The following is a 13,007-nucleotide window of genomic DNA, read 5'->3' as shown; positions in this document are numbered from 1 at the left end:
TTTTTTATCATCATTTGAAAACTTTCCTTATGCGCATTTTCGAGTTTTAGGAACACCAGCGTTATATTCCCAGTAATTACAAGTACTGGCGTGTTCTTTTAGGTGGTTTTCAGCTGGTCTAACTGTCTGCTCATATCTTCCTTAATTTTAGCTTTCAGCTTTTCCAGATTGTCCCAATAGCTGATTACATACTTGAATCCTTTGTTGGGCGAGCCTTCAACTGCCTGAATGTACTCGAGTTCCTGCAATGTCTGCATGTACTTAAAGGCTGAGGTCTTGCTGATATTGAGTTCCTGCCTGATTTCTCTGGTCGTGAATCGGTGCGTTGTTCCGTTGGTCTGATTTTTCAAATATCCTTTCAATTTTTCAAAGAACTGTCTGGTGCTCTTGTCTAGTTCGTCTACTTTGATAATGATGGAGCTGAAAAAAATCTCAACAGCTTTTCTCACATCTTCTTCGGTGGCTATCAGTCTTCCTTTATCATCGAATTTTCTCTGATATTGATTCAGGATTGTAATCTGGGAGACAAAGCTCTGAAAATGTGCGTTGAGCCTTCTGAGCATCTTGGCTTCCAGCGGGAGCATTAGCTTATCGGCAAACGGATTCACTACTTCATAGCACTTTAGAACACGCATACAGTTTCTCAGGAGCTGTCTGGCTTCATGTTCACGCTCTGCATTGCTGATGCCAGCATTTTTCTGATTCTGCACTTTTATGATTCTCAGGGTCTGTTCCAGACTTTCATCCACTCCCAAGACTACTGAACGGCTCATATTGTCATAGTAGACCTCTGCTTTGGTCGTGGCGGTCAGGCTTGCAAAATGGGCTTCAACCTTTTTCATCTTTGCTCTGTTATTTCCCAGCGGGTCTTTCACTACCGTTGAACTGTTCAGAAATCCAGCAGACTGCATTTCCCTGAACGCAAACTGTGCATCTTCATCCAGTCCGTCAAAATCCTGTATAAGTATCAGCTTGTTGATGAGCTCTTTCTCTCTGTAGTGGTACAGGGATTTGCTGGTAATTCTAGTCATGTTAAGAACGTCTTCCTGAGGCATGCACTGCGCAATTCCGTTGATGAGGTGTGATTTGCCTTCTCCAGAACTTCCCTGTATGAGCCCGTGCAGGGTATTTGGCATTTTGTAGCTTGAAGCGAGCGTGAACAGCAGAATCCTGTTTTCTTCTTCTCCTACGATTCCGCTCTGTCCGAGCAGTTTGTCGATATTCTCAAAAAGCTTCGGTTTGGAGAGGAACTGCACTGCTTTTTCACTGGCTTGGGGTGTGAGTTCCTTTTCGAAATACTGGTCGGTTACAGGATTCATTTCAGCGTTGAAGAGGTTTTCTCTGTAGTCTTCCAAAAGGTCAGTGAACTGCAGAAGGTCAGCTTCCAAAAGTGTGCTGTCAAATCCGTGCTTCTCGCTCAGTTCTCTGCACTGGCTCTCAACGCTGGTAAAGTCAAACAAATCAATCTTCACACGCAGTCTTTTCTGGCTGTCGGTTGGAATTATCTGAATTGTCAGTCTTAGATTTCCTAAATCCATCGGCAGGCTTCCAATCACATAGAAAGTTCCCGTTTTTCCTTTGAAGCTGATTTTGTAGTCGCTTAAAATCTCCAGTGCTGTGATTCTCTTTTCTTTTACTGGATTCTGCAATAGGTCAGCAATTCCGTTTGTTCCGTAATTCAGCCACATATCGTTCATGCTGTGTCCGTCTGGGAGCTGAATCATGTTTACTGGCAGTTCTGGTCTGATGTTCTGTATCTGGGTTTGTATGTTGTTTTGCATTTTCTTAGTTTTTTATGATTATGATTTCTTCAAGTTCGTACAGTGATTTTAAGGCTTCCATGTGCTGTGTTAGAAGCTCTCCGTTGTGCATCGCCATGACAGCATCCCGATTCTCCAGTGCTTTGGACTGCAAAAGGCTGGCGCAGTCAATAACTGTTGGAGCGAGATAGAGACGTTTGGTGTTTGCACTCGGATAAGCTGGATAAATGCCTTCATTGTTGAGATATTCTTCCTTTGGCGTTTCGAGGTTGAAGCGTACGGCAAAGTAGTTTACGATTGTGTTTTCCTTGTCCAATAGCGGAAAAATCAGTCCGTATCTTCCAAATGCTGTGTAAGCTGTCAGGTCTTCTTTTCGCACGCCTGCATCGCTCTTTTTAAGCATTCCTAACGCTTCAAATTCATCTTTGGACTCTTGGCTTTCTCTATGGTGGAATTGCCCTGAATTGAAGCCGATTCTAAGCTCTGCATAATCAAGTCCTATATTTTTTAGATAGTCTTTCGGTTTTATCGCTTTCGAACTTCTGATGCCAGTTTCAAATGACTGGAAAAGTGTTTCTAATGTATTTTTCATAAGTTTAGTTTTTTTTAGGTTTTGGCAGGTAACGTATAGACATAGGTATCCTGCTTCGATTATTAGGTCGAATATTCAATTGAAACATGTTTGTGATTTTTAGAGCTTGCTGTTCAGCTTTACAGCTTGCTCTTATTCCATTCTTTAGCTGTCAGAATGGCGAAAAGACTCTTGCAATAATCTTTTCCTTTTGTTTGACAAAGGTAAGTGATATTTTTGAGATTTTTTTCTTACCTAACTCAATTACGTTATGTAAACGGCTTAACGTGAATAACTTAAGTCTTTCAAATAAAATAAAGCATTGATTTTAAAGAAATTGATTTTTTATCATTTTTTTATTTGTTAAAACAACTTAAAAAATTTTAACATATTTTAACAAATAATTAACTTAATTAAATCTTATAACTTTCAATTTAATTACGTATATACATAACTCAATTTAGTTATGTAGAATTAAAGAAATCCATTTCTTACATTTAAACACTCAAATACAAGTTACTGATTTCCTGTTCTCTAATTCCAAGATAGATTTTAGTGGTCGAAACATTCGAATGGTTGAATAATTGAGATAGCAACAGCAAAGCTTGGTCACTATACTTATTAACCTCCCAGACTCTTCTGCCTAAGGTTTTTCTCATAAAATGGCTTGAATACTGACCACGCACTTTGTATTTGGCAAAAATATCTTTCAGCTTGCTGTTCACATACTGGATGCTGAACGCCTTGTCTCCAGAGCGGTTTGCGAACATCAAATCGCTTTCGCTTGCTTTGAGCTGAACAAACAGACGGCTCAGGATGCTCTGCAGTTCTGGGTTGATGGTCACTTTTCTGGTCTTTTGGGTCTTCTTCTCCGTTATGGTGAAGTAATCCTGATTCAAAACCTGATTCCATCTTAGTTGAAGCAGGTCAGAAATTCTAAGACCAATATAAGAACCCGTTGCAATGAGTAGCGCAAATTTCAGGTCATTGTCCCGCTCCAGTTTCAAAACGATGGTCTGCATCTTCTCCCACTCTAAAAAATCACTTGTTGTCTTTTGTCCTTTTAATGCCATAATTCTTGATTTTAGTTTCACTTTTCTACCTTAATATATGTATCTGAAAGCGGTCGATTCCTCATGCTCTGTAAACCATTGATTTCATTGGATTTACGTAGTTGCTTTCACTTCTTCTGAAAAGTGAAACAAATGTCCAGGTCTATTTTGGATTAAGCAAGAAAAATCCTGGATTTCCTGGGCTCACGGATTTTTGGGTCATTCCAGAGCACAAAAAAACGAGGTGGTTAACCTCGTTCTTTGGATTGTATAAATCGTGTAAATTCTGAAAACTCTTTATCGGAAAAATTTTCTCTTTTAAAACTAATAGGCAGTTTGAGCGGTTGTGACTGCAATACCTGTTTGAGCTGAGAAAATTTAAGCTTAATTCTCATCGTCTGTAGTGTTTGTGGTGTTACTGATAAAATCCCAATCTTCTCCGCTCAGACCGTCTTTGGACATGTAGAACAATCCAGCTTTGTATCGGTCATAAATGCTTACATCGGTTCTGTCGTAGTTGAAGTAGTCCTGAATATCCGTTACAATCTGCTCATGAAGTTTCTTATCAGAAGTGTAGACCACAAAATGATTGTGACAGCCTTTTCGGTTTGGGAACGGCTCGGTAGTAAAAAACAGTCGGATTTCTGTTGATGCTCCGTATTTTTGGTTCAGATAATCATAGAGTCCGTGCATCTGCTTAAAACAGCTGGTCTTGTTGCGGTCTGCTTTGTAGGCTACGGTAAAAAAGAAACTCCAGTCCATCTGCCAGAAAGTATGTTGTAGGCTCTCTTTATCAGCCAGACAGTCTATGAGGTTTCTCATAGATTGGTTTTCCTGTCTCAGGGCTTTGTTCTCATCGAACATGATTTCGCTATCAAAGTATCTTGCATGGTCAACAGGGAAAAGTCTTTCTCTGTTTGGTTTTTTAGTTTCTAAAAATAAGTCTTCATTCTTTTTGTAAAATCGGTAGATGGTGCTTTTACTTGATTTTGTGCTTTTTATAAATTTCTTTAAATCTTCATATTTCATTTCTTAGTTGGTTAGTATCTCGTTATTGGTTAGATGCAGGAAGTCCATACAAGGAGGTTAGTCAAGCATCTTTACAATAAATACTAACGAATCTCGAAAAGTGTAGCTTTTTGGCACTTTTTTTTCAAAAATATTTTTTTGGATGGGAAAATATGTGTTCCAAAATGAGACACTGGTCAGGGAAGTTTCAAAAATTAGAAAATTTTCGCTTAGAGCATCGATGGTATCGATTGGAACAGGTACACAATTTTACAGTATGGGGAGGTAACTTGGCACTAAAATATCAGCTTTTGGTATCGAAACCGCCGATACAGGGAGGGAGGATGCTCTGAGTGCTATTTTTCAAATTTATTGAGATTGTCTAGCAATTGCAGGCTAACATGAATTCTATTTTAACAGTTTGGTACGCTTTAAAGTGCTATAAAATCAAAAGCCACTCCGCTAGGAATGGCTTTTGATTTTATTTACATACAAAATTTTATTGAAGGACTAGAGTATCTAATACCTTAATGATGTTTAAATATTCTTCCAAATAAAATCCGTCATAATCTTCTGTGTAATATTTCAAATATTTTGCTTTGAAAAATTCATAATCAGGATTATTAACAAGCTTAGCTAGTATTATTCCAAGGTTACCTTCATATTTTATCCCAGAAAAAATACTGTTTCCTTCTTTTACATTTATTGCTTTCTCAATTTCATTTATACTTTTATATTTTTCAAAAAAAGGTACTGCGATTTCTTTAAAAAGCTTAAGTATACCGTTGAAACAAGTCTCTACATCTTGAGATTTTATTAAATCAAAACGATATTCATTTCCATCATGAATGTAATTTTCAACCGTGATTCCAATTGTAGGTGTAGTTTTATGATATTTAGGTTCAAAATACGAGGCTTTATGATAAATATTTTCAATATTATCAATTCTAATAAGCATTCCTAAATTTATTTCCCAATCATCATCTCTCTCTAAAAAAATAAGTTGAAACTTAAACCATCCGTCTTTATTTTTATGGATAAACTCATCGGCACTTTTCTTGAGTTTGTAATTGTATTGCGATAATTCACCTTCTAATTTAGAAAGTAATTTTTCTTTTATTTCGTAATTTCTCATATCTCTTTACTTAGGTCTTATAATATCTACTTTTGTTGGTGGTATTTTAGTACCTGCTGGGTAACCGTGAGCGGCTCCTTTATTTCCGACTACAGTACCGCCATGTGCTTCAATTGCAGGATAACCGACCTTTTGATTTTTTGTATTACCCGCAGTTTTTGATGATTTCGCATCTGTAAGCTTAATTTTACCGTCTTTTTTACTCATGTTATCCAATCGGACATTTGGTGTTGTTCCACCTTTTCCATCGTTCGGACTTACGGTAATTTGCTCTCCAACATTTTCATGACCTTCTTCTTTCAGTTGTTTTGTCACTTCTTTTTCCCATTTTTTACCTTTCTCTGCGTTTTCTTTTATCGTTGATTTACCTTTTGTAGCATTAGAAAGTCTATTAAGTGCAGAAGCACCTCTAGCTATCGGAATCGTTGATAATATCATTGCTCCTTTTGCTTCTTTTGCTTCAGACATCTTTCTTGAATCTCCTGCATGGTCTTTAGTAGGAGCCATAGCAGGCTCGGAAGCAAAGAGTAACATGGCAAGTGGAATAAATGGACAAATAGGGCATCTCCCATCTGGGTCAGCAAAACTTACTGGATTATCATAACCATATCCATAAGGATTTAGATTATCTGGATTGTAAATTCCTCCTCCAGTATCTATTTTTGTCACTATTGCTTCTAAAACTTCATCGTCGTCGTCTTCGTCAACTTGGCTGTCATCAAAATTAAACTTCAAATCGTTTAATAGTGGGTCAGGATTAATCCATCTACCAATTGCTGGGTCGTAATTTCTCCAACCATAATCATAAAGTCCAAGTCCCAACTCGTCTTGGAACTCTTTCGAATTATACTTATACTTATTTGACGAAACAACTGTATTATTGTATCCCTTGTGTTTTAATCCAAACGGATAATAATTATCCTCCTCAATAATCTCAAGAACGTTTGTAATTGGGTTTTTAGCATAACTTACCCTTGTATTGTCTAAATGATCTTTGTACTGAAATACATACGAAAGTGCACCATTGGTAGTCTTTACATACCCTTCTGCCATTGGAAAAAACTCCAGTATATTATCTTTATACTGAAAACTTTCCAGATAATTTGTAGTTATAGCAGGTTTCCCTGTTTCATTTACAATTTTCTCTAGTTTTTGTCCTGTAGCGTTGTAAATATACTCAATACTGCCTGTTGTACCAAAAGTAATTTTCTTAGGTAAATTAAGATGGTTGTAAGTGATGGCTGTAATATTTTTGTTCTTGTCGGTAATCAGATTACCATTGACATCGTAGGTATAGTCATCCCCCGTCTTATTAAAATCATTAAAACCACTGGTATTGTTGCTATTGTCCACAACCTTAACAAGCTGATTGGAATTTGGCAGATAGGTGTAGGCTAAATTATCAGTTTGTATAGGCCCCAGTTGGGGATCAATATCTCCGTTACGGGCTAAGGATAAAATATTTCCGTTTTTATCGTACGTTAAACTCTCATTGTAGGCATCGGTAGTCAATTGGTTCTTTTCGTAAATCGCATTTTTTAAGCGGTTTAGTTTATCGTATTGATACCCATAGGCACGTTCGATATTATCGGAACCCGTTCTCCAGAATGTTTCGGCTATATTACCATTGTACAAAGGGATTACATTTGCAATACCGGTACCAACGGTATTGTAATTGAGTTTAAACGTAAACAAATCCTTCGGATCTGTATCTTGTTGCAGATTATCGGTCTTGTTAATTTCTGTAAGCCAACCTCGTATATTATAGCTATAATCTACTTTTTGTAAAGGAACACTTGCTGTATTTCCTACCTTTTTACTTTGCAGTTGCCCCAAGGCATCATACTTATTTTCAGCCATGAGCTGAACTGCGCCTCCATTAATCTGATGCGTATGGGTTAGCAAACGATCCTCAGATGAGTAGGTAAAATCCTCTCTTATTGTCATTACCGTAATGCCGGAAGTACGTTTGTGTTTTGTAATTGTATAAAAAGGCTTCCCGGAATAATCAATTTTACTGTCGGTTACTGTACTACCTCCCAAATGATTTAAAGTATAAGAACTTATAGGACGTGCTTTTTCATCATAAAAAGTAGTATTGAGTTCTCCCAAAATGGCCAGAGCAGTAGTTGGAACCCTAATCCAGCTTCCTGTAGGCAGTGTCTTTACATTTTTAAGAACCGTCTGACTTTCTATAGTAGTAGGTATTACCGGAACATTAGGATAAACATAATTATCGTAATAATTGACAGTCAAGAGTTTAAATGTTTTTGGCTCTATTAGATTGCTGTAGTTTACACTAACACCATCTATAGTCCCTGAAGTCTGTTTGGTCTCAAACAAAACCGTAGCGGCATTTTGTGCATCCTGAAGTGCTTTTCGGGCGGCAGAAGTAGTACTGACATTGTTCCATCCGGTATAAATGGGACGCCCCAACGCATCGTATTTGGTAATCAACCAGCCGATAGAAGTATCGTCTTTAAAAGGGGACAGGGCAGGGCCAGTGGCAACGGGTCTGTCTAATTTGTCGTAAACAATAAACTCCCATTCTTTGCCCGGCAGTTTCTTTTCTACCAGTCGGTTTCTGTAGTCGTATTTGTATTGGTAACATAAACCCTTTAGAACAGCGTCGTCTACAACAGCATCCGCTTTGGGAGGAATAACATAGGTTAGATTTCCATACAAATCGTATACGTAATAGGTATCGTATTTAGTACCCGATTCATAGGTTCTCTTTAGAACCACTTTACCTTCCTTGTCTTTAAATTCTACGGTAGAACCGGCAGTCTCTGTTGGAGCAGCCGTGGTGTTTTCATCGTAAGTTATCGTTTTTACTAACTCGTTGGCAGGATAATTTCCGGGCTGCGAAAAAGCAGTTTTAAAGAGTCCAAGAGCGACATCCCAAGTAGCTGTTGCCTTATACAATTTTACTTCTGTAGCGGTATTGGTCTGATATTCGAGTTTTATTTCATGACCACTATTCATAGCCCAGGAAGCCCCGGGAGCTGCTTGTTTTAAAACCCGGTTTAAAGGGGATGACTCAAGTTGCTTTTCTGAAAAAGGGTTTGTTGTATTCGCATACTCAGAAGAACTGTAAAAAGAAACGGCATTTGATGCTGCCTGATCGGCAAAAGCTAAATTGACAGAACTGGCCTCATAAGGCAGATATTCACGAAGCTGTCGCCCAAATGCATCATAAACAATAGGAGTGATAATATCTTTTCCGTTTGCCGATTGTTTGTTGGCTATTTGTTGCATTGGTCGCCCAAGTCCGTCAAAATAGGTTATATTGGTTTGAACCTGACTGACAGAAGGGGATTTTATAACAGAAGAAGTTCGTTCTTTATAGGTTTTGGTAATAACATAATTTTCAGTGGATGGAGAAAGTATAGTGGAACAATCCGGGCTTGTACCATCTAATAAAGGACAATAATCAGTATTGTTTCGTACATAATTCCCTGCCGGAGCGGTACACTGGGTTACAAAAACAGCAGGATCACCTAATCCATCGAGTTCTGCATCTGCGTACCATTTGGTATTAGGGTTTATTGTAATATCAGAATCGTTACAATCTGTTTTATTAGTAACATACCCATCGGGTTTTACACTGTATAAAACACTTATAGCGGGATTACCAAAGGTATCCTTATCTGCATCCCTGTAAAAAGTTTGCGGGGCAATGTTGGTTATATTGCCGGTGCTATCATTGTAATCAGAAGAATTAGAAACATAACCAACGGGTTGCGTACATTGTGTCAATGTTGGAGTGGTTGCGCCAAATCCGTCGCCATCACCATCTTTGTACCAAACGGTAGTGGGTTTTATTGAAAAATTGTTATCATTACAATCGGTATTGTTGTTGATGTAACCAACAGGCTTGACACAGCCTTGTATAGTAACCGTACCCGCACCAAATCCGTCTCCATCAACATCTTTGTACCATAATGTATTGGGGTGTATCAGTATTTGATTGTCATTGCAATCGTTATCATTGGAAACATAGCCAGTAGGCTTAGTAGCTCTTATGATGCTATTATTGGGATCACCAAAACCATCTCCATCCTCATCGTAATACCAGGTATAGAGTCTGTCATCTCCGCCACCGCCCGGTGGAGCAGCCATTGGAGTTGCTATTTGAGCATGTCCTACTGCAACGAGTAGAATCAATACAAAACTAAATATATATTTCTTCATCTTTTTCTTCGTTTAGTTTTTGTATTTGTATAGATTCTCCGTCACGACATTGCCAAGATTGTCTTTAACTACTTTGAGTCTAAAAAAGTCGTCGTACTCGTAAGTAGTGGTAAAGCCCTTAGGATCTGTAACAGTACTTATTCCGACAAGCGGTTTGTAAGTAAAAGTGGTAATTAGCGCATTGGGCAAACTGGTTCTAAAAGTAATATCGTTGGCATTGTATGCCGCAAATACCTGATCATATGAGGTTATATTCTCTACTTTGGCAATAGGTTTGGTTTTGTCATAGCCCCAGATAATAGCCACTGAAATGCCACTCTCGGGAGTATACTGAAGAATATTTCCTTTGTCATCGTACTTATCAAATGTGATTTTTTTCTCTAAAGAATTCGTAAGACTATTGGGGAATTTGGCTGCGTAGATAAATTTCGGCAGTAACAAATTACCCGTAGTTGCATCTTTACCATACACTGTTTTTTGTTCGGACATCTTTGTTCCGGCCTTATACATCTCTGTTTTTAATTTGATATCAATCATATTCCTAAAAATCATATCTGTTACCAAAGGTTCTGACGGCAGATCCTGAGGATAGTAAAATTTGGTTTCTAAGGTTTCGGCTACAGAAGATTTAGTGCTTTGCGAGCTCAAATTGAGATGGTTGAGATTATTATAAACATAATCCGTACGGGTTTGTATCGGGCTTAACCCCTTTAAATCATAGTTTTTAGATATCGAGGACTCCAGGTAAAACCAATATGATTTTGTTTTGTATTCGACTATACTAACATTTTCTACAACACTCGGATTTAAACAAATTTCATTGTAGTTTTTTCTTACGGAATACCCTTTTACTTCCTTGGAGTAGGAAGGATCCAGTTTATACTTATTTTCAGTTTCTGAAACAACAACAAAAGGCTTATTTGGTTCTTTTTTTTGAAATATCTGCGATTTTATCTCCAGACCATTATCCCATCCAAAATTGGTAAAAGGGGCACTTTTAATATCTAGAGAACCTAAAATTCTGCTGGTATAATTAATTTCGTGATCCACTTTTACAGGATTCCCGGCATCATCAAAATCATCTACCCAATTATCCCTGTGGACAATGTACTCTTTCATTTCTCCTCCATTTTCGAAGTTGTCCCCGCCTTCACTAATGGTCACATAATTATAATAACAATTACTACTACCGGTATCAAACAAAGACATCATACTACTGGAGCTTACCACTAGATCATATAAATCTGCATAACTGCAAAGTGTAGGACAGGATCTTCTCTGCATAGAAAGATCCATATAATGAGGTTTTCTGCCGTTATTACCAGATGAATGATTGACGTCTTCTTTACTACCATAATAATATCGTTTGTAAAGTGGAACAGCACCTACAGCTGTAAAATCTTTGGTAGACCTGATCCTTATGCCACCTGTTACGATATTGGTAGCAGTGGTTATTGGAGCTGTGGGATAATAAGAAACAAATAGTCTTGCAGAGGTATGCATTCCTCCTTTAGAGAAGTGCAGCTTGTAAGTTTTACCAGCCTTAACATCCAGATAAGCAGTATTTGTTTGTCCAGATATAAATCTGAAATCGTCATGTCTAACCGGTGCGCCAAAATGAGTATAAGTGTATAGTCCCGGACAATTTGGACCCGATTCATTCTGACAAAATACTTGTAAAGAGGCCGTTTCTTTACCGGTATCATAAGGGTCTTCAATTCCTTCTTTTGGTGCAGGGCCATTTACGTAATTAACGTAACCTGTGAATTCGACTCTCTGATCAATAGGAGATGTCAGTGTATAAATGTGTTCTATATCAGCACGATCATCCTCTTTTCTTTCATACTTATCTGTTTTTTTTGCAGGATAAGTTGTTTTCTCCCCCCAATACGTATTGCCTTCATAATCAAATTCCGTATGTCCTTTTGTTGGATAAGTAATACGCTTTAATAATCCGATTTTAGCAAAACTTTCATTGGGTTCTTTGTCAGCGCCATTAAAATCAAAATCATAAAACCCACTTCCATACTGAGAGATGTTTTTGTCAACTAAATTTACATTTGATTTTCCATTGTAATATCCCCAATGATCCTGACTATTTGAAAGTCTTACAGGAAATTGGGACTGGTCTAAATATTCAAAAGCATATTTTTTTGTGGGGTCAATAAAGGTAATGCCCTGCAAGAAAACTCTTTGGTTTGTGGTCTTTAAATAATCAAATTTTATGCTCTCAATAGTATCGTTTTCAACATTAATAAGTGTAATGTTTTCGATCTTACTATTACCATCTACTTCTTCGTTAACTCCGGCTTTAGAATAAGTGAATGTCACGTACCCATCATGGGTATTGTTGCTATATATCTTATTTATTTTTTTACCTATCACTGACATATCCAGAGAAACGATTCCGCTAAGGGTTGGAGATTTAACATAGGTTACACCCGAACAATCCAATTGTGTAAAATAGGACATTGCCAGCGTCTGAGATTTAGAGGCAACGTATTCCATCATGTACTCATCATAGGTGAAATTAATTTCTGATCCGTTAGGATGTACTATTTTACTTAAATACCATGCCGTGACAGCTCCTGTAGGTATAGAATGTCCTGCCCCTGAGGTTCTAAAGATTGTAGACTCTTTATCTGAAAAAAAGTATTGAATACCGTTGGTGGTGGTTAACAAAAAATTGTCTTTATTTTTCGGATCTCTTTCAATTTTAATTTTTTGGTTATTAACTAAAACAGGCTGTTTGTTTTTGTCATAAACAAATTTTCCTGAGTTTCCATTGAAGTTAAAAGAATATATATCACTTTCCGTATCGGCATTATCCTGACTGGCTGCTTTGTAAAACTGTAATTTTTCATCATAGGTTGCCGTTTTTAAGTTATCTGGAGCATATATACTAGTTTGTGTTTCATCATTTTTGTCCCTTACGGTACGGGTGATAACCCCTCCAAAGTTAAGATTCCATCCCAGTCCTACATTAGAAGCCACTTCATCAACCTTTATTCCGTTGGAGCCGTAAAAAAGGGATAATGGAGATTCTAAATCTTTGGTTTTGAAACTAAGTAAAGGAATAGAAAGATTAGGAGCCCCTGTAAAAAGGCCAACCGGGACGTTTCCAAATTTTCCTAATTCTCCGGCTGTAGGAGACGGGGGAACTATATTGGGTAAAAACGAAACGCTGTCAAACTTGCCAGGCTGAGCAACTGTTGGTAAAGAAACGAAAAGTAACAGCAGGAAAAGCAGGCCGCTTATCCGGTTGTGGGTTTGTAATAGAGTCATGC

General features: G+C 37.7%; 7 protein-coding genes. All 7 read right to left on the bottom strand.

Translation table 11 applies throughout. From position 1 onward, the window contains the following. Positions 1–98: 98 nt before the first annotated feature. Positions 99–1,781, bottom strand: a complete 1,683-nt coding sequence (locus LNP23_RS21200) for a hypothetical protein (protein WP_230002782.1) — start codon at positions 1,779–1,781, stop codon at positions 99–101. 4 nt (positions 1,782–1,785) lie between these two features. Beyond that, positions 1,786–2,352, bottom strand: a complete 567-nt coding sequence (locus LNP23_RS21195) for a hypothetical protein (protein ID WP_230002781.1) — start codon at positions 2,350–2,352, stop codon at positions 1,786–1,788. A gap of 476 nt (positions 2,353–2,828) precedes the next feature. Further along, positions 2,829–3,404: a tyrosine-type recombinase/integrase gene (locus LNP23_RS21190; protein WP_230002780.1), complete on the bottom strand. Its 576-nt coding sequence runs from the start codon at positions 3,402–3,404 to the stop codon at positions 2,829–2,831. 363 nt (positions 3,405–3,767) lie between these two features. Next, on the bottom strand, positions 3,768–4,412 hold the full coding sequence (locus tag LNP23_RS21185) for a hypothetical protein (RefSeq protein WP_230002779.1): 645 nt from the start codon (positions 4,410–4,412) through the stop codon (positions 3,768–3,770). 478 nt (positions 4,413–4,890) lie between these two features. Beyond that, positions 4,891–5,526 (bottom strand): hypothetical protein, encoded by a 636-nt coding sequence (locus LNP23_RS21180; RefSeq protein WP_230002778.1) that lies wholly within the window; start codon positions 5,524–5,526, stop codon positions 4,891–4,893. Positions 5,527–5,532: 6 nt separating this feature from the next. Next, positions 5,533–9,720 carry a DUF6443 domain-containing protein gene (locus tag LNP23_RS21175; protein WP_230002777.1) on the bottom strand — a complete coding sequence of 1,396 codons (4,188 nt, stop codon included), beginning with the start codon at positions 9,718–9,720 and terminating at the stop codon, positions 5,533–5,535. 12 nt (positions 9,721–9,732) lie between these two features. Next, positions 9,733–13,005 carry a hypothetical protein gene (locus LNP23_RS21170; RefSeq protein ID WP_230002776.1) on the bottom strand — a complete coding sequence of 1,091 codons (3,273 nt, stop codon included), beginning with the start codon at positions 13,003–13,005 and terminating at the stop codon, positions 9,733–9,735. Positions 13,006–13,007 lie beyond the last annotated feature (2 nt).

This window comes from Flavobacterium cupriresistens (genome assembly GCF_020911925.1).
GTDB lineage: Bacteria > Bacteroidota > Bacteroidia > Flavobacteriales > Flavobacteriaceae > Flavobacterium > Flavobacterium cupriresistens.
Note: the sequence above shows the minus strand (reverse complement) of the source record. Positions and strands in the feature narration are given on the sequence as shown.